Source organism: Streptomyces sp. NPDC046379 (assembly GCF_055587785.1).
The window spans coordinates 98,873-117,298 of sequence record NZ_JBVJFP010000007.1 but is presented as its reverse complement, the minus strand read 5'-3'; the positions used below and the strand labels follow the sequence as shown (position 1 = coordinate 117,298).

11 protein-coding genes are annotated in these 18,426 nt (G+C 74.8%); 6 read left to right on the top strand and 5 right to left on the bottom strand.

Features of this window, described 5'->3' with window-relative positions:
* Window positions 1-71: 71 nt before the first annotated feature.
* The 3 genes from ACZ6KF_RS14730 to ACZ6KF_RS14720 all read right to left on the bottom strand — a co-directional run bounded on the left by ACZ6KF_RS14730 (window position 72) and on the right by ACZ6KF_RS14720 (window position 5,000).
* Window positions 72-977 (bottom strand): DUF2637 domain-containing protein, encoded by a 906-nt coding sequence (locus tag ACZ6KF_RS14730; RefSeq protein WP_469238592.1) that lies wholly within the window; start codon window positions 975-977, stop codon window positions 72-74.
* Between the two features lie 474 nt (window positions 978-1,451).
* Complete coding sequence (locus ACZ6KF_RS14725) at window positions 1,452-3,827, bottom strand: endonuclease/exonuclease/phosphatase family protein (protein WP_469238734.1); 2,376 nt, start codon at window positions 3,825-3,827, stop codon at window positions 1,452-1,454.
* Window positions 3,828-4,223: 396 nt separating this feature from the next.
* On the bottom strand, window positions 4,224-5,000 hold the full coding sequence (locus ACZ6KF_RS14720; protein ID WP_469238590.1) for an SDR family NAD(P)-dependent oxidoreductase: 777 nt from the start codon (window positions 4,998-5,000) through the stop codon (window positions 4,224-4,226).
* Window positions 5,001-5,252: 252 nt separating this feature from the next.
* On the opposite strand from ACZ6KF_RS14720, the gene ACZ6KF_RS14715 reads away from it, so the two are divergent.
* The 3 genes from ACZ6KF_RS14715 (at window position 5,253) to ACZ6KF_RS14705 (ending at window position 8,762) form a co-directional block, all read left to right on the top strand.
* On the top strand, window positions 5,253-6,896 hold the full coding sequence (locus ACZ6KF_RS14715) for a serine/threonine-protein kinase (protein WP_469158820.1): 1,644 nt from the start codon (window positions 5,253-5,255) through the stop codon (window positions 6,894-6,896).
* On the top strand, window positions 6,893-7,723 hold the full coding sequence (locus ACZ6KF_RS14710; RefSeq protein WP_469238588.1) for a hypothetical protein: 831 nt from the start codon (window positions 6,893-6,895) through the stop codon (window positions 7,721-7,723). Before ACZ6KF_RS14715 ends, ACZ6KF_RS14710 begins: the two co-directional genes overlap by 4 nt.
* A gap of 376 nt (window positions 7,724-8,099) precedes the next feature.
* A complete protein-coding gene (locus ACZ6KF_RS14705; RefSeq protein ID WP_469158910.1) occupies window positions 8,100-8,762 on the top strand; it encodes a fascin domain-containing protein in 663 nt (220 codons plus the stop codon).
* Between the two features lie 117 nt (window positions 8,763-8,879).
* On the opposite strand, the gene ACZ6KF_RS14700 is transcribed toward ACZ6KF_RS14705, so the two are convergent.
* Both ACZ6KF_RS14700 and ACZ6KF_RS14695 read right to left on the bottom strand, forming a co-directional pair.
* Window positions 8,880-11,198 (bottom strand): esterase-like activity of phytase family protein, encoded by a 2,319-nt coding sequence (locus ACZ6KF_RS14700; protein WP_469158818.1) that lies wholly within the window; start codon window positions 11,196-11,198, stop codon window positions 8,880-8,882.
* Between the two features lie 222 nt (window positions 11,199-11,420).
* Window positions 11,421-12,818 carry a COG1470 family protein gene (locus ACZ6KF_RS14695; protein ID WP_469238586.1) on the bottom strand — a complete coding sequence of 466 codons (1,398 nt, stop codon included), beginning with the start codon at window positions 12,816-12,818 and terminating at the stop codon, window positions 11,421-11,423.
* A 242-nt stretch (window positions 12,819-13,060) separates the two neighbouring features.
* Between ACZ6KF_RS14695 and ACZ6KF_RS14690 the strand changes: the two genes are divergently transcribed.
* The 3 genes from ACZ6KF_RS14690 to ACZ6KF_RS14680 all read left to right on the top strand — a co-directional run bounded on the left by ACZ6KF_RS14690 (window position 13,061) and on the right by ACZ6KF_RS14680 (window position 18,133).
* Window positions 13,061-13,882 carry a helix-turn-helix transcriptional regulator gene (locus tag ACZ6KF_RS14690; RefSeq protein ID WP_469158817.1) on the top strand — a complete coding sequence of 274 codons (822 nt, stop codon included), beginning with the start codon at window positions 13,061-13,063 and terminating at the stop codon, window positions 13,880-13,882.
* Between the two features lie 337 nt (window positions 13,883-14,219).
* A complete protein-coding gene (locus ACZ6KF_RS14685; protein ID WP_469238584.1) occupies window positions 14,220-17,429 on the top strand; it encodes a hypothetical protein in 3,210 nt (1,069 codons plus the stop codon).
* Window positions 17,426-18,133 (top strand): Pvc16 family protein, encoded by a 708-nt coding sequence (locus tag ACZ6KF_RS14680; RefSeq protein ID WP_356631362.1) that lies wholly within the window; start codon window positions 17,426-17,428, stop codon window positions 18,131-18,133. The genes ACZ6KF_RS14685 and ACZ6KF_RS14680 overlap by 4 nt, the downstream gene beginning before the upstream one ends.
* The last annotated feature ends 293 nt before the right edge of the window (window positions 18,134-18,426 follow it).

The window sequence follows — 18,426 nt, the reverse complement described above, 5'->3', positions numbered from 1 at the left end:
AGAGGCCCGGGCCGCCGTTCGTCTCGGCGGCCCGGGCCTTGCGGCCGTCCTGTGCCGGTGCGGGCCGTGGCTCAGTGGAGGCCGTGCGACCTGCGGGTCCTGCCCGGGCCGGTGGAGGGGGCGGCGTGCTTCGGGCGGACCGGGGAGGGGACCTGGCCGATGAGTTCCCAGAAGCACACCAGGGCGGTGACCGGCGGAATCCCGATGATCACCAGGGAGAGCAGCGTGTGGGACGTATGGGCGACGCACAGCGCCATCGCCATCGCGGAGGCGGTGAGGATGACGGCCCAGGACCGCACGGCGGACCGGTGCTGAATGGTCGCCCGCAGGATCGACAGGGCCGCCACGAACCACGGCCCGAACACGGTGAGCGGCCACCACACCGCCATCCGGCCGGGCAGCACCGACGAGGCGACGCCGCGCAGCTGGTCGTACGAGTAGGCGATGGACCAGCCCAGCATCGCGACGGAGCTGACCGTGATGGCGGCGATCAGCAGGGTGATGTGGGTGACGCGCCGGCCGCCGTCGAGGAAGTGCGAGTCCGGGGGGAGCCTGCGCCGGCTGCGGCGGCGCCGAGGGCGGCCGTTGAGCGGGCCGTTCAGGGAGCCGTTCAGGGAGCCGCTCAACGGAGTGTTCAGCGGACCGGTGAGCGGGCCGTTGTAAGGGCTCGTGAGCGGGCTGTTGAGGGGACTGTTCAGCGGGCTGTGGAGCGAGCCGTTCAGCGGGCTCGTCATCGGACCCGTCATCGGGCCGGAGACCGTCTGCGTCCGGGCCGCGCCGGCCAGCATCTCGGCCAGCTCCTCGGCCGGGTCCCAGCCGCCCGGAGCGCCGTCCTGGTCGGGTACGGCCCACATGTGCTGGGTGTCGACGGAGATCGGGTAGCCGGTGTCGTAGCGGTGCGTACTCAAAGGATCGTGGCCCGCTCTCAGGGTGTACCCAAGGTCGTCGAGGCCGGCTTCGCCGCGAATCCTGTCCATCCGACCGTCCCTTCACACCGAGGCGCGGGATTCGCGCCGGGACGCGAATCAGCCATGGCCCGGAGGTATTCCCTTTCCATCTGACTGATTCTTCTCAGAAAATCATCCAGCAGGTCCGAGCAGTGCTCGGACGGTGCCAGGGGATCAGTCGGATGATTATCGGCTGGGTGTGTCTCCGTCCGTTTCACGATGGACTAACGAGCGCCGCACGAGCCGAGGTGCCGGGCATTCGGGGGAACCGGTGTCCCTCGAAAGTGGAGTTCCGAGTGTCGGGTCGTGCGGCGCTGGTTCGGTGTTCTCGGCGGACGTTATGAGTGAGGGATCATGAGAAAAGCGCCTTGTAGCTCTGCCATCCGGTGGCGATCCTGACCCGGCCGGAGAATGGTCACCGCCCGTTGCCGCTGTTGCGCCACAGGCGGGAAACGGGACGGCGCCCGCCGGTGGCGGGCGCCGTCGCGCGTGCTGAGGCCGGGACTACTTACGGCACTTGCGGACGTCGATGCGGACGATCTGAGGGTCGTGGTCGCTCGCCTGGTCGGCGAACTCCGCGTTGATGTGCACGATGTCGTAGTCGAAATGCGTGATCGCCGGGCTGGTCAGGATGTGGTCCAGGGTCTGCGAGTTGCCGTCGAAGACGTAGGTGTAGCGCTCGGCGGCGGGCAGGGTGTTCACCAGCGGGTTCAGCACGTCGCCGTCGGTGAGGGTGGTCAGCGTCTTCGAGAACTCGAAGTCGTTGAGGTCGCCGAGGACCACGGCCTTGGCGTCGCGGTCGGCCGCGAGCAGGGACTTGACGAAGGTGTTCACCTCGGCGGCCTGGGCGTGGCGCTTGGTCTCCGAGCTGCGGTTCGGCTCCTGGTAGCGGCCGTGCAGGGGCTGGTCGCCGCCCTTGGAGCCGAAGTGGTTGGCGATGACGAAGACGCGCTCGCCGCGGAAGACGAACTCGCCCACCAGAGGCTTGCGGCTGTCCTCCCAGGCGGCGGAGGCGGGGTTGATGCGGCCGGGCGAGTGGCTGAGCCGGGCGCCCTTCTTGGTCTTCACGACGCTCGTCGCGGTGGTGGCGTCGCCGCCGGGCCGGTCGGCGAAGTCGACCCGCTCGGGGTCGAAGAGGAAGGCGAGGCGGATGTTGCCGCCGGGCTCGCCGCCGTCCTGGTTGTTCTCGGGGGCGACGTACCGCCAGGAGTAGCGGGGGCCGCCGGCCGCGACGATGGCGTCCGTGAAGCGGGTGAGGGTCTGCTCGGCCGTGACGGTGCCGTCGTTCACGGCGCCGTTGTCGTCCTGGATCTCCTCCAGGGCGACGATGTCGGGCGAGCCGAGGCTGACCGCGACGCCCTCGGCGAGGCGGTCGAACTTCTCCTGGTCGTCGAGCGCGTCGAGGTTCTCGACGTTGTACGTGGCGACGGAGAGTTCCTTGTTCTTCTGCGCCCGGGTCACCTCGGGCTCCAGGCCGCCGTCGGCGAGCGTGCCGAGGCGGGTGGCCTGGAGGTTGTAGCCGCCGTAGGTGGAGTAGTCGAGGGGGCCGCTGGTGGTGCCGGTCAGCTCGTCGCCGACGTTCGCCACCGGGAAGGCGGCGGCGGTGTCGAGGGACATCACCTTCATACGGCCGGTGCCGGGCTGGTCGTACGAGGAGTACCGGGTGCCGCCGCGGGCGCTCGGGTTCTCGTCGGGCTTGACGGTCACCCACAGCTCGTCGTACTGGGTGGTCGCGCCGACCACGCGGGCGTCGGAGACCTCGACGCGCATGCCCTCCAGCGACTCGTAGAAGTCCAGGGCGTACGTGGCGGGTTCGAGGGGCAGCGCGTCGATGCTGCCGCCGCCGGCGGTGGGCACGTAGGCGTCCGGGACGGTGGCGGCGTTCAGCACGGCGGTGCCGGGGAGGGCGTTGCCGCTGGACAGGACGGTCTGCGTGGGGCCGGTGATCTCGGTGACCGACTGGCTGGTGCTGCTCGGGTAATACTCGGTGACCTTGCCGCTGACCAGCACCGAGTCGCCGACGGCGACGGCCGGGTCGGCGGAGCCGGTGTAGACGAACACGGCCTCGCTGGTGCGCGGGTCGGCGTCGGCCTGCGGGTCCTGGATCCAGTAGCCCTTGGAGCCGCTGGTGCGCACGCCGGTGACGACGCCCGGCACCCGGGTGACCGTCTGCCCGTTGAGCGGGGACAGGCGGGTGGTGCCCTGGATGTCGCGCACCCGGACGGCGCCCGGCTCGGTGGAGCCGCCGCCGTCCCCGCCGCCGTCGCCGGAACCCGGCGTCTGACCTGCGGAGTTGACCGGCGAGGGCCCGCCCGCGGCCAGGTCGGCGGCGTTGTCGTCGGTGTCGGCGAGGGACGCGGCGCGGGCGACGGAGGCGGTGTTGGAGGCGCCGGCGGCGGGGCCGCTGCCCTCGCGCACCACGGCGCTGCCGTAGCCGACGAGGTCGACGATCCGGCCCTCGGCGGCGCAGTCCGCGGCGGTCTTGCAGGTCAGGGCGGTGGTGCCGGAGACGAGGGCGACGGTGCCGCTGGAGGCGCTCATCGCGATCGAGCCGGTGGCGTCGGGCGTCGGCAGGGCCGTCGTACCGCCGCTGCCGGCCGCCTCGGCGACCAGGTACCGCTTGCCGGGGGCGATCGAGCCGCTGAGCGGGGTCACCTGCCACTGGGAGGACGCCGACGGCGAGCCGGACAGGTACTGCACGCTGAGCCCGGAGAGGTCGTACGCCCCCGACCCGGCGTTGCCGAGCTCGATGAAGTCCCGGACCAGCGTCGCGCCCGAGTTGCCGCCGCCGCCGTACACCTCGGCGATCACGGCGGTGGCGGACGGCGCGGCGAACGCGGAGGGCAGCGCGGTGAACGCGAACGCGCCCGTCACCCCCACGGATATCAGCGCGTGGCGGGTGCGGTACGCGCGGGGTCGGCTTCCTGCGGAATTGGACACGCTGGCGGTCTCCTCGTACTTCGGGTACGTCGTCGTGCACGGCAACGTCCGCGCGCTCGCTGACTCGTGCGCGAGGCCGCATGCTGCCGGGTGGGGGAGTCGGCTCAAGTTACGCGCGTAGAGGCGGGATCGCCAAGAGGGCGGAGGTTAATTCCGGGGAACGAAAGGGGATTGGGGGCGGTGCGGCGGGGTGCGGGCGGGGGTCTCCGCATTTCCGGGGGACGGTGCCGGTGTGGGGTGTTCGATACGGAATCGGCACGCGCGGGTGGCTCCCGGGCAGGGCCGGGAGCCACCCGTCGCGGGCTCGGTCACGGCCGGGAGCCGCCCGTGGCAGGCTCAGGACGCCTTCAGGGTCTCCCCGGTGATGTCGGCGAGGACGGTCAGGAGGCGGTCCTGGACGTGGCGGTCGTAGGCGGCGGGGTTGGCCTTCAGGGAGACGCGGTGCTTGAGGTAGCGGCCGGTGAGCAGGGCCTCCGGGTCGTCGGACGAGGCCAGCCACGCCGGGGTGTCGGCGCCGTCCGGGAGGGCGTCCGTGGCGTTCGGGCCGCCCATCCGGGTGCGGACCCAGCCCGGGTCGACCGCGTTGACCACGGTGTCCGGCCACATCCGCGCCACGGCGAACGCCAGCACCACGTCCATCAGCTTGCTGTCGGAATAGGCCTGCATGCCGTCCCACGGCCGCTTCTCGAACGTCAGGTCGTCGAAGTCGAGGCGGCCCTCGGACTCCAGCCCCGAGGTGAGGTACACCAGGCGCGCGGGACGCGGGGACAGCGCGGTCAGCAGATAGGGCGCCACGACGTTGACCTGGAAGATCTGGCCCAGGCCGTCGGCGGTGACCACCCGCTCGGGGACGTCGCCGCCCAGGCCCGCGTTGTGGATCACCGTGTCGAACGGGCCCGCCTCGGCCATCGCGGCGGCCAGGGCGCGGGTGGACTTCAGGGACGCCAGGTCGCCGGTGAGCACGGCCGCCGCGTCCGGCAGGGAGGCGCGCAGCGCGGTCGCGCGCTCCTCGTCGCGGGCGTGGGCGACGACACGGTGCCCGGCCCCGATCAGCGTCCGGGCGGTCTCGTGGCCGATGCCCTGGGCGGAACCGGTGATGAAGATGCTGCTCACGGTGTTCTTCTCCCCTGCCGGGTCGGTGCGTAGGCGCGGTGGCCCGAAAACGTCCGCCGCACAGCTTTGGGAGCGCTCCCAAAGCTGCCCCGCGAGCCTTCCACCGCCCTCCCTCGCACGTCAACCGCCCTCCGCGGGAGCGGCGTACGGGAGCTGCAACCGCGGTGGCCGAAATGTGTGTCCTCCAGGGCATGGCCCACGGCCCCGGCGCGGAGGAGAATCCGGGGCGCGGCGGGGCCGTGGGGGGCTGGAATGAGCACATGGGCGGTGCCCGGGTACGCCGAGTCGCTTCAGCTCGGGGCCGGGGCGAGCGGGCGGGTCGTGCTGGCCGTGCACGAGGAGACCGGGGTGCCGGTCGCCGTGAAGTACCTGAGCGAGTCGCTGCGCACGCGGCCGGGCTTCGTCCACGGGTTCCGGGCGGAGGCGCGGCTGCTGAGCGGGCTGGAGAGTCCGCACGTCGCCGGGCTGTACGAGTACGTGGAGAGCCCGGACGGCGCGGCCATCGTGATGGAACTGGTGGAGGGCGTCTCGCTGCGGGCCCTGCTGAAGACGCGGGGGCCGCTGCCGCCCGAGGCGGCGCTGGTGGTGCTGAAGGGGTCGCTGCTCGGGCTCGCCGACGCCCACCGGGTCGGCGTCGTGCACCGGGACTACAAGCCGGACAACGTCCTGGTCCTGCCGGACGGCGGCTCCAAGCTGGTCGACTTCGGCATCGCGGCGGACGCCGGGACCAGCGCCGGCGTGGCGGGCACCCCGCCCTACATGGCCCCGGAGCAGTGGACCGGCGCGCCCGCCTCGCCCGCCGCCGACGTCTACGCGGCGACCGCGACGTTCTTCGAGTGCCTGACCGGTCACCGGCCCTACGCGGGCGACAACCTCGCCGAACTCGCCCTCCGGCACGTCGACGCGCCGATCCCGGCCGACGAGGTCCCCGAGTCCGTACGGGACCTGGTCCGGCACGGACTGGCGAAGGACCCGGCGCTGCGGCCGGCGCACGCCGAGGCGTTCGTCGCCGAGCTGGAGGCCGCCGCCGCAGCCTCCTACGGTCCCGGCTGGGAGGAACGCGGCCGGCGTGCGCTCGCCGGGCTGGTGGCCCTGCTGGCACTGCTGCTGCCCTCGGCCCGGAGCCCGCGGACGACCACCGACACCGCCCGCACGGTGCTGGGCCGCACGCCGGGCGGGGCGGGGACGTGGCTGCCCGGCCCGGCGGGGATGCTGGTCTCCGGGGCGGCCGTCCTGCTGGGCCTCCTCCTGACGTACGGCCTCGCGTACCTCCCGGCGGCGGCCGACCGGCAGGAGACGGCGGCGCGGGCGCTGGCCACCACCAGCGCGGCGCCCGGCGGGGAGGAGCCCGCGGGACCGGCCGCCTCGCCCCTGCCGTCCTCGTCCGCGTCGTCGTCCTCGCCCTCGTCCGCGGAGCCGGCCGAACCGTCGCCCTCGGACCCGGAGTCCACCGCTCCCACCACGGCCGTCCCCGCGGAGGAGACGACGGACCCCGCCGAGGCCCCGCCCGCGACGGCCCCGACGTCCGCCCCGCCGACCACCCCCGCGCCCCCGTCCGCCCCCTCCGCGCCCGCCGTCAAGGACGTCACCGTCTCCGAGTTCCGCCAGACCGGCCCCACGACCGCCACCGCGACCGTCACCGTCACCGCCGACGGGCCCGGACCGCTGTCGATCACCTTCGCCTGGTTCACGGGCAGCAGCGCGGGCCAGCCCGGCGTCCAGGACGGCGCGCCGGAGACGTACGAGCGCAGCGGCGCGACCCAGTACACGCTCACCGTCACCCACGCCTTCCGGAGCGCCGGCTGCTACTGGACCGTGCGCTCCACGACCGCGCCCGCCTCCGCCGACGGCGGCGCCTCGCAGCAACTGCTGACCAGGGGGTGCGACCTCCAGTGAACCGACCCGCCGCCGAGGACGACCCCGAGTACAGCGCCACGGTCCTGGCCAGCCACTGGATCCAGGGCCCCGACCCGGACGCGGCTCGTCCGGACCCGGACGCGGCTCGCACGGACCCGGACGCGACCCGTCCCGATCCGGACGCGGCCCGCCTGGACCCGGACGCGACCCGTCCCGTCCCGACCCTCCCGGGCGGCGTCCCGCCGGCGGAGCCGGACCGCACCGAGGGCACGGTGCTGCGCTTCGGGCCCGGAGTGACCGCGGCGGTGGCCCGGCGCACCCACCGGACCCAGGGCGCCCACCGGACCCAGGGCGCCCACCGGACCCAGGGCGCCCACCGGACCCAGGGCGCCCAGGGGGCCCTGTGGCCCCAGGGCGCCGACCGGACCGACCGCACCCTGCCCGTCGTACCGGCGTCGCAGGCCGCGTCCCGGCGTCGGGGGTGGCGGCGCCACGCCCTGCCCGCGCTGGTGCTCGTCGCCGTCCTGGCGTTCCTCGCCTGGCACCGGCTCGGCCCGTCCGTCGCGGTGCGGGAGGCGACGGTCGCCGTCACGCCCACGGTCCTCGGCTGCGACGCCACCGCGGACATCACCGCCCGCGTCACCACCGACGGCCGCCCCGGCACGCTCACCTACCGCTGGGTCCGCAGCGACGGCACGGACTCGGAGGTCCTGGAGGAGGAGGTGACGCGGGGGCAGAGGGAGGCCCGGCTTCGTCTCCTGTGGACCTTCGAGGGCAGGGGCCGCTACCCGGCCCGCGCCGAACTGCGCATCCTCACGCCGGATCCCCGTACGGCGAGCGTGAGGTTCGCGTACGACTGCCGGTGACGCCGCGGGCCGCGGGAATGCGCGACGGCGGTTCGGCGGAATGATGTGATCCGGCGTACGGGAATGCGACGGAAGGGTTAATTCATGATGGCGCCGTTCCGGCGTGTCTGCTTTTCCCTTAATCCGCTGCGACGACAGCACCCCGCCGATACGCTGAAGTCGCTCGGCCGAGGAGGGGCAGCGGCCGTCGAGGCGCCCAGGGAAGGGTGCCCGCGGCGGTTTTCGAAGCGGGGGTACATCGGGGGACGGCGTCGCCGCGCGCGGAGGAATTCCTGCGTGGAAAAACGCATCGTCCTGCCGATTTCCGGAACGGAATTCTGTGTGCCTCGACGGGCTTCGACGACAACGACGACGGCGAGGAATTCCTGTGCGACGCATCACTTCCGTTCTCCTGTCCGTGAGCGCCCTGCTGGCGGGCTCGGCGCTGGTCGCTCCCGCGGCCGGCGCCGCCCCGGCGACCGACCGTCCGGCCGGCGTGCCCAGCGGGTGGCAGGCCGTGGACGCCGCCGAACTGGAGCGGATCGCCGGTGAGCGGGGCGCCCTGCGGGCCCCGTCCGCCGCCGGTGAGAAGGTCTCCGCTCTGGCCGAGGAGGAGGTGCTGGCCATCCAGTCGGTCCGCAACAGCCGTTTCGTCGCCGCCGAGGTGACCTACCCGGCGCCGAACACCGGTGTGCTACGCGCCCGTTCCGCCGCGGTCGGCGGCTCCTGGGAGAGCTTCGGCTTCCAGTACGACGAGACGACCGACACCTGGTCGCTGAGGTCCCTCGCCAACAACCGCTACGTGGCGGTGGAGAAGAACTTCACCGGCAGCGCGCAGAACGTGCTGCGCGCCCGCTCCACGAGCGTCGGCGGCTGGGAGCGGTTCACGCTGTGGGTCCACGAGACGGAGCAGCGCTGGGCGCTCCAGTCCGAGCTGAACGGCATGTTCGTCACCATGGAGAACAACTACGCCGGTTCCCTCCAGTACGCCCTGCGCGCCCGCTCCACCGACATCACCGGGTCGTGGGAGGAGTTCGTGCTGTACGACCTGGAGGCCTGACGGCCGTACGCCGGGAGCAGCGCGCCCGGCGGGCACCCCCCGGCCCAGCCCACGCACGAAGGCCCAGGTCACCGACCTGGGCCTTCGTCGTGTGCGGGGGCGGGCGTCCCCGGCGGGTCAGTGGCGGCCGAACAGCTTGCGGCTGCTGCCGAGGTCCAGCAGGACCGTCTCGCCGGTGGAGTCGTCCAGGCCGTCGTTGTCGGTGACGGCGTAGACGCGGCCGTTGCCGGCGACGGTGAGGCCCTCCAGCTTCTCCTGGGTCCAGCCGTTGGTGGCCCGCAGGTCGGGGAGGGCGTCGTACGCGAGGGTCTTCGGCAGGACGGGGAGGGCGCCCGCGGGGGCGGCGGCGTCCGGGATGCCGACCGTGTAGACGCGCTTGACCCGTGCGGCCGGGCCGTTCAGCTTGTCGCGCTCGACGAGGGCCAGCTCGCCGCCGACCGCGGTGATCTCGGACAGGCCGATCCAGTCGCCGGCCGTGGTGGTCGTGCCGATGCGGTAGCCGTACCAGCTCCAGGCGCCGGCCCGGACGTCGTAGCGGCCGATCCGGACGACGCCCGCCGGGTCGGACTTGACCTCGCGCTGGAGGGTGGCCCAGACGATTTCGCGGCCGTCGGCGCCGGTGGTGGCGGTGACGCCCTCGAAGCCCTGCGAGCCGAGGCCCGCGGCGACGTCGGCGGGCAGCGGGACGACCTGCCGGGTGACGCCGTCGGCGTCCAGGCGCACCAACTGGTTGCCGGCGCCGGTCCTGCCCTCGACGGCCAGCCAGAATCCGCCCTGCGTTCGGGCGTGCACGCCCTCGGCGTCGTAGGCGGCCGGGTTGCCCGCGGCGTCCTTGACGGTCAGCTCCCGCTTGATGACGGCGGGCTTGCTGCGGGTGTCGACGGTGAGGATGCGGGTGGTGGCGTACGCGGCGTCGGTGACCGTGTACAGCTCGCCGGGGCGGCCCGGTACGGCCGAGAGCGCGCCGAGCGCGCCCCAGCCGATCGGCGTGCCCGCGGCGTCGGAGGCCGAGACCAGCGTCGGGTACGCGGGGGCTTTCTTGCCCAGCCGGAACAGGCTCACCGAGGCGCGCACGCCCGCGCCGGCGTCGTCCTCCTCGCTGGAGACCGCGAGCAGGCCGCGCGACGGGATCGGCAGCAGGCCCTCGGGACCGTTGGTGGTGGGCAGCACCTGCCGGAAGACCGGCTCGGTGGGCTTGCTCAGGTCGTACACGGCGACGAAGTTGCTGCGCTCCGAGCCGACGAAGGCGTACCGCACCCCGTCGTACTCGGCGATCGCGAGGCCCTCCGGCTCGGTGCCCTTGTTCTCGGCACGGCCCTCGTTGAGCAGGCCGTGACGTGCGGCGATCCGCTCGAAGGTGTTGCCGGCGTCCCAGACGACCTTCCCGGTGCGGCTGTCGAAGACGGTCCAGCCGCGGGTGCCGCCCTTCCAGTCGCCCTCGTTGGCGGTCGCCAGGTAGCGGTCGTCGATCCAGCCGACGGCGTCGGGCTCGCGCGGCACGTCGGTGAGGGAGCCGGTCTGGTCGATGACGTCGTCCTCGACGGTGTCGACGCCGGTCAGGGACGCGGTGCCCGCGCTGAATGCCTTGGTGACGCGGCCCGACGCGAGGTCGACGGTGACGATGCCGTTGTTCTCCTGCAGCGTCACGGCCAGCTGGCCGCGGCCGTTGACGGAGACGTACTCCGGCTCCGGGTCGGCGGGCGCGGCGATCCCGGCGTCGGCCAGCACGGGCAGCGCGGAGCCGTCGGCGTTCGTCAGCGGCACCTCGCGGAGGCTCCAGCCGGCGGGCGAGGCGCCCTTGAGGTCCACGATCTGCACGAAACCGCCGGGCGCCTGCGGCAGGTCGCCCTCCTCGCCGCCGGCCGGGGTCGCCTCCTCGTCGCGCTCGTTCTCGATGGCCACGGCGGCGTACCGCTTGTCCTTGCTGAGCGCGATGGAGTCGGGCTGGCCGCCCAGGTCGAAGCTCGCCACCCGCTCGCGGCCCCGCAGCGAGATGACGTCGAGTCGGCCGGACGGCTCGGTGTGACTCGCGCTGGTGTTCACGACGACCAGCACGTACTGGCCGACGACGGAGACGGAGGTCGGTTCGTCGTCGGCGTTGCCCAGGGTGGCGAGGGACAGCGTGCCGAAGCCCTGGGGCCGGCGGGGGTCGCCGAGGTCGAGGAAGCCGATGCGCTTGGCGGCGGCGTCCGTGTAGACGAGGGTGCGGCCGTCCTCGCTGGTCGCGGAGATCTCGGCGACGGTCTCGGAGGCGGCGTCCTCGCCGGCCGGACGGTTTTGGAAGACGGGGTAGGTGGCGGTGCGTTCGAACGCCGCCGGCCGCCGCGGTGCGTGGTCCGCGCCGCCTCGCTGGTCCGCGTGGGCCAGTCCCGCGGACAGGGCGCCCGCGGTGACGGCCAGGGCCGCGAGCGCGGCGGGTGTTCTCTTGGGGAGCATCGTTCCTCCGGTGTCGTGCACGGCGGAGCGGATCGTCGCACGGGGGAGGAGGGCGGACGGGGCGCGCGGGTGAACAGTCGGCGAAGAACGGGAGCGCCGGTCGTCGCCGGGGCGGAGGGCCGTTTTTGGAAACGGCGTTAATGATTTCCGGCCGGAAGGAAGGGCGGCCCTTTACAGGCCGCGCCTTCACCGGCGAACAATGGCCGGGCGGCGGGTCCCGATCTAGCGCGCGGTGCTGCGGAGCGTGCCGCTCACGTGCAGGACCTCGTGACACTGCTGCGCCCGTCGGCCGGTCGCCGGCGTGCCCGGTTCCGCACAGGTCACCTCCATGGTGACGGTGTCGTTCGCGGGGATCTCGATGGGGGTGACCCAGTGGTAGTCCTGGTTGCGGAAGGTCTCCAGCGCGATCGTCGTGATCTTGCGCTCCCCGAACGTGATGGTCAGCACCCCTTCGTCGCCCTGGAAGTTGGCGACGACGATGTCCGTCACCTCGAACACGCTGTCCTCGGGCACCGGGTAGGCGCCGGGGCTGGTCTCCCCGGCGGACGTCTGCACGTCGATGGTCGCCGAGTGCTGCCGGCCCACGCCGGCCGCGGCGCCGTCGCCGGCCGCGGCCCCGTCACCGCCGGCCCCGTCGCCCGCCGTGCCGGCCTCGCCGCCGGGTCCGGTCGACGCGCCCGCCGCCGGGCCGCCGCCGGGCCGGGCGTCCGCACCGGCGTCGGTCCCGCCGCCGGGGGCCTGCCCGGCCTCCCCGGCGGGCGTGGGGCGAGGCTGGACCGCCTCGGTCGCGGCCTCCTTGGCCGCGCTGCGCACCGCCGGACGCACCAGCGTGAACCAGGCGATCAGCAGCGCGATGAGCACCGCCAGCACCGCGAGCAGCCACCTCGGGAAGACGGGGATCTGCACGAACTCCGCGTCCAGGGGCGGCCGTACGGCGTCCTCCTCGCGTCGGGCCGCCTCCGTTCCGTCGGGAGCGTCCGCCGCGTCGGACGCGGTCGTCCCGGCGACGCCCACGGTGAACGGCCAGACCACCGGCGTGCCGAACCACACCGGCTTGCCCGTGCGGACCCGCAGCCCCGTCTCCGCCGACTCGCCCGGCTCCAGCGCCAGTTCCGCCGGGGCGAACGCGAACCCCAGTTCCTCGCCCGCCTGTCCGGGGGTGAAGCCCACCCGCACCGGGGTGTTGCCCTGGTTGCGCACCGCCAGCCGGTAACGGCCGCGCAGCCAGCCGCGCCGCCGGCGCGGGGCCAGTTCGGTGCGCAGTTCGTGGAACGCCTCGACGTGCACGGTGGTTTCGGGCACGCGCACCGACTCGGGGTGCTCGGCGGGCAGGACCCGCACGCCGAGCGGCACCTCGCCGGCCCGGACCTCCGGGGAGCGCGGCGGCGAGAGGCGGATCGTCACCGTCTCGGAGGTGCCCGGGTACAGGGAGATCCGCGCCGGTTCCACGGTCGCCCAGGCGGCGCAGTCCCCGACGACCTGGAGGCTGTACGCCTCGACGATGTCGCCGTCGTTGCGGACGGTCAGGCTCGTCGTGACGGTGTCGCCCGGCGTCACCGTCACCGCGGGGATGTCGAGGCCGGGAGCGCCGGGGCCGGAAGTGGATGCGGAAGGCGTCACGTCGCCACGGTAGGAGCGGGCCCGTCGGCACGACGAGGAACGGGAGGGCAACGCCGAGGCAGTCGCGGTGCCCCGGGGGCCGGGGGCGGCCCCCTCGCCGGCCCGGTCCGTCAGCGGGCCCCGCCGCTGCCGCCGCCCCGGCCCAGGCGCGTCCGCCGCCCGCCCCGCCGTTGCCGTGGCCCGGTCCAGGCGCGTGCGCCCCGCACGAGTCCCACCCCGCGAACACGTGAAACAGGTGCCCCATGTCCCGTGTCGACGAGAACCGTCCCGCCCTGCCGCCCACGACGTCATCCGTGCCCGCCACGTCGTCCGTGCCCGCCACGTCGTCCGTGCCCGCCACGTCATCCGCGTCCGCGACGTCATCCGTGCCCGCCACGTCGTCCGTGCCCTCCGCGCCCGCCCAGGCCCGGGCCGACCACCGGACCGCCGGCTCCGCACGCCCGGAACGGGTGGGCGTGGCCGTCTACGCCGCCGACCCCGTGCTGCGCGTCGGGGTCGTCCACCAGTTACGCCAGCGGCCCGAGGTCCACCTGCTCGGGGACGCCGACGCGGAGCGCGCCGGGGTGTCGCTGGTCGTCGTGGACCAGGTCGACGACGACACGACCGTCCTCCTGCACCGGCTGCGCCGCAACACCGACACCCGCACCGGCCTCGTGGTCGGCTCCCTCGGGGCCGGTGCGCTCCAGCGCGTCATCGAGTGCGGCGTCGTGGCGGTGCTGCGCCGCGTCGAGGCCGACGAGGACCGGCTCCTGCACCTGGTCCTGGCGATGGCGAAGGGGGAGGGGGTGCTGCCGGGCGACCTGCTGGGCACCCTCCTCGCCCACATGGGCAGCCCGCAGCGCTCCGGCCTCGACCCGCGCGCCCTGTCCCTGTCCACGCTGACCACCCGCGAGGCGGACATGCTGCGCCTGGTGGCGGAGGGCCTGGACACCGCGGAGATCGCCCGCAAAACCGCGTACTCGGAACGCACCGTCAAGAACGTCCTGCACGAGATCATTACCCGGCTCCAACTGCGCAACCGGGCCCACGCGGTCGGGTACGCGCTGCGCAACGGGCTCATCTGACGGCGGGCCGGCGACGGACGGGCCCCCGCCGCTGAGCGACGGGCACAACCGGCACGACGGGCGCACGGGCACACGGGGGCACGGACGCACGGGTGATGCGGCGCTCCCGGCGATGCCGCCGCGACCGGTGACGCGGGCACCGTGGGCCAACGGGCCGATGGGCCGACGGGCTCGTCCGACGCCGGCCGCCGCCCGCCGGGCCCTTCGCACTGCCCGAAAGCGCACCGGGCGTTTCCCCCGGATGCGGCCCCGCCGCCCTGCCGTGCCGCGCGTGGCCGTCGCAAGGTGGCGGGGGCACATCCGCGGCACTGCCGCACCGGAACCGCGAGGGGGCACCGTGAGGGGAACCGCCGGGCCCGGCGGACGGTACGACCGCCTGGGCAGACTCGGCACGGCGTTGCTGCTGCTGATCCCGCTGGTCGGCGCGACGGCGGCCGGCGGTCGGGAGGACGCCGCCTCCCGGGCGCCGGCGGTCGGGACGGCCGACGCCCCGGAGACCCGGATCGCGTACGCCGGCACCCGGCACCGCAGCCTCGGCCGGGTCACCGGCGACACCCTGAGCACACCGCTGTTCGACAAGGGACCGGCCCACTTCGACGTCCAGCCGTCCGCCCTCGGCGACACGCTGGTCTTCGCGAGCCGCCGCGACGAGCCGGACCCGCAGATCTACCTCCGCTCCGCCGACGGCTCCGTACTGCGCCTGACCAGAGGCCGGGAAGCGGCGCACCCGCGGCTGACGCCGGACGGCCGCGCGGTGGTGTTCGACTCGGCCGAGCCCGGCGGCCCGGGCGGCCGGGACCAGCGCGACCTGTGGCTGGTGCGCACGGACGGCAGCGGTCGCATGACGCGGCTCACCCACACCCCGTACGACGAGCAGTGGCCGACGGTCTCCCCGGACGGGCAGCGGCTGGCGTACTCCGGGAACGCCGAACCGGCCGCCGGACGGCAGATCTACGTACGGTCCCTGGCCGGCGGCCCCGCCTCCCGCATCACCGGCCCCGAGAACGGCACGGCCACCGAGCCGGTGTGGAACCCGGTCGACGATCCCGCGCACCGGGACCGGATCGCGTACACCGCCACCACGACCGTCTACGGCCAGGGGGAGGTGCGCCGGCTCCGGGTGACGGACGGGACCACGGACGGGCCGCTGCTCGCGGGCGCGCAGGCCGGGTGGCGCACCCACGGGGCGGCCTGGCTGCCCGGCGGGGACGAGGTGCTGTTCCTCAGCCCCGAGCGCACCTGCGAGTGCGAGGGCGACTGGGACCACGTGTACCGGGTGCCGGCCCACTCCGACCGGGTCCCGGACCTCGTGCTCAGCGAGGACCGGGAGGTCCTTTCGCCCACCTGGCTCGGCCCCCTCCAGGGCGGCGGCGCCGTGGTCGAGCGCACCTCCGCGGACGGGCCGCACCAGGTGACGCTGCAGGACGTCCGCACCGACGGGGCCGACCCGCGCGACCTGGGCCTGACGATCCTGCGGGAGGACCCGGAGGCCGACACCGAAACGGACCCCGCCCGGGACCCGCTGTTCCGGCCCCGTCCCGGCTACGACCCGTGGACCGAGCGGCAGAGCTACACGCCCGACGGGCGGCGGATCGTCGTCACCCGCTTCGAGGGCGAGCCCGGCAGCCGCATCCAGCGGATCTGGCTCGCGGACGCGGACGGCGCGAACGCGGCGCCCCTGCGGCTCGCGGGGCGCGGGCCCACCGACCGGGACACCGACCCGGCGCTGTCCCCGGACGGCACCCGCCTCGCCTTCACCCGGACCACCCCGGGCACGGGCGGGGCCGCGGACTCCAGCCGCATCCTCGTCGCGGACCTGGCCGACGGCGCGATCCAGGGCGAGATCGTCCCGCCGGCCGGAGAGCTCCGCGGCGGCGACGCCCAGCCCACCTGGTCCCCCGACGGGACCACCCTCGCCTTCACCCGCAACCACGTCCTCTACGGGAACGGCGCCAACAAGCACGTCTGGACCGTGCCCGTGGACAAGCTGGACCAGCAGGACGACCTGAGCGCCAGGATCTGCCCGGACGGCTGCCGGGTCATCGACGACAGCCCGGCCTTCTCCCCGGACGGGCGGACCATCGCCTTCAACCGGAAGAACGGCGGCGGACGGGTCGACGAGCGGAACGGCATCCTGCTGACGTCCCTGTCCGGCAACGCCTGCCGCGTGCTGCTGCCCGCCGCCGCGCGCGACGTGCCCGGCGCCTGCCGGCAGGAGCTGCCGGACACCTCCGTCACCGGTCCTCACCAGCCGCGCGACGCCGCCTGGACGGCCGACGGCGCGGGCATGGTGATCAGCTCCCGCGCCGGCCTTGCGGCCAACAGCCCCGAGAAGCTGAGCCTGCTGGACGTCGCGTCCGGCGCCCTCACCCCGCTCACCGCATCCCTCCCCGGCCGGCAGAAGGAACCCGCCGTCCAGCAGTCCGTGGACCTCGCGGTCCGCGCGCCCGGCGCCGTTCCGGCGGTCGCCGTCGGCAGCTCCACCACGGTCCGCGTGGAGGTCGTCAACAACGGGCCCGCCGCCTCGCCCGGCACCCGGCTGACCGTCACCCCGCCGGACGGCGTGCGGGTCACCCGGCTGACCCGGCCCAGGGGGAGGTGCGACGCCGCCTCCCTGCAGTGCGACGTCGGGGTCGTGCAGCCCGGAGGCGCCGTGCCGGTGGACGTCACCCTCACCGGTGTCCTGGTCGGCGACGCGCCCGTCGACTGGTCGGTCACCGGGGCGGTCGTGGATCCGCGGCCGGGCGACAACGCGGGGCGGACGGTCGTGCCAGTGCGCGAGGCGGCGCCGAGCCCCACCCCGACTCCCACCCCGACCTCCACCCCGACTCCTCCTCCGTCGCCCGTTCCGCCGCCGCCCGCCCCGCCCCGGCCCGTGCCCCCGCCGCCGGCCGAGCCCGACGCCGGGCCCGGGGTGCGCGTCACGGCCCGGCCGAACCCCGGCTACGTCGGCGGGCGCGTGGTGGTGACGTACACCGTCCGCAACGGCCGCAACGCCCTGGCCACCGGGCTGCGCCTGCGCATCGGCCTGCCCCCGGGCGTCCCGCACAACGGGCCGCCGCCGGGCTGCGACCGCTCCTGGGTGTGCGCGCTGCCCGACCTGGACCCCGGCCAGAGCACCGTCGTCAGCGTGGTCCTCAGCCCCGACAGGGCGCTGACCGGCCGGGTCACCGGCACCCTCACCACCACCGGCACGGACGCCGACCCGCGCGACAACACCGCCCGGCAGCGGCTGCGGATCCTCCGGCCGCGCATCGTCGCCGTGCCGAAGGTCGGCAAGCCCGGCTTCGTCACCTCGGTGCGCGGCAGGGACTTCCCGCCGGGAGTGCCGGTGCGGTTCACCTGGAATCCGGGGATCACCGCGGCGGCGGCGCCGACCGTGCCCGGCCCGGACGGCACGTTCATCGGGCAGCTGCTCATCCTGGCCAAGGACCAGACGGGGCCGCGCAGGATCACCGCCCGGGGCGCCGGGTTCGCGTCGGCGAGGACGGACTTCCTGGTGGTCGGCGGCAGCGTGCAGCCGCCGGACGAGGTGAGCCGCCGGTGATCCACGAGGTCGACGAGGGGCTGCGCCGGCTGCTCGGCGGGTCCGGCCTGGAGGCGTCGGGCGTCGAGGTCGTCTTCGACGCCCCCACCCGGGACTGGGCGGCCCGCCGCAACGCCCCGACGGTCTGCGTCTTCCTGTACGACATCAGGGAGGACGCCGGGCGGCGCGGCAGCGGCGCCGGGGAGGTGTACGACGCGGACGGCAGACTGGTGGCGCGGCGCGACCCGCCGCGCTGGTTCGAGCTGACGTACCTGGTCACGGCGTGGGCGAACCGCCCGCAGGACGAACACCGGCTGCTCTCCCAGGTGCTGACGACCCTGGTGGCGACCGACACGCTGCCCGCCCGCCTGCTCACCGGCACGCTCGCCGAACTCGGCCTGACCGTGACCCTGGACACCGCGGGGCCGGGCCCCGACTCGCCCGCCGTCTCCGACGTGTGGTCGGCGCTGGGCGGCGAGCTGAAGGCGTCGCTGGGGGTGCGGGTGCGGGCGCCGCTGGCCGGGGTGAGCACGGCGGTCGCCCCGCCGGTGACCGAGGGGCTGGTCGTGCGCAGCGCCGCCCGGCGCGAGGGCGGGACCGCGTCGCCGGGCCGCCGGCTGCGCTACACGGAGACGACCGACCCGGGCCCGACGGGCGGCCTCGCCGGTCCGCGCGAGCGGGGGGCGGCACAGGGCCGCCGCCGCAGGGGGGACCGCCAACCGTGATTCCCCCGCCCGGACCGGCCACGGGGCCGGCTCACGATCCTGCCGGGGCGGGGCGGCCCGTCGGGGCCCTCCCCGAGGGCGCTCCGGCCGACACCGGTTCGCAGGACCGGTCGGCTGCCGGGCCCGGCGGCCCTGCCGCGCCGGCCGCCGACCTTGGGCCTTTGCGGCCTGTGGGAGTCCTGGACGGCGAGGCTGTCGCCGCCCGCGTGAGGGTTGGGGCTGGTGTGGAGGCGGAGGCTGTCGTCGGTTTGGAGGGGCGGTCGGCTGCCGGGCCCGGCGGCCCTGCCGTGCCC

Excerpts from the sequence above, each read along its gene's own strand:
- ACZ6KF_RS14715 (WP_469158820.1), top strand. The coding sequence starts at position 5,253 with ATGAGCACATGGGCGGTGCCCGGGTACGCCGAGTCGCTTCAGCTCGGG.
- ACZ6KF_RS14730 (WP_469238592.1), bottom strand. The coding sequence starts at position 977 with ATGGACAGGATTCGCGGCGAAGCCGGCCTCGACGACCTTGGGTACACC.
- ACZ6KF_RS14690 (WP_469158817.1), top strand. The coding sequence starts at position 13,061 with ATGTCCCGTGTCGACGAGAACCGTCCCGCCCTGCCGCCCACGACGTCA.
- ACZ6KF_RS14700 (WP_469158818.1), bottom strand. The coding sequence starts at position 11,198 with ATGCTCCCCAAGAGAACACCCGCCGCGCTCGCGGCCCTGGCCGTCACC.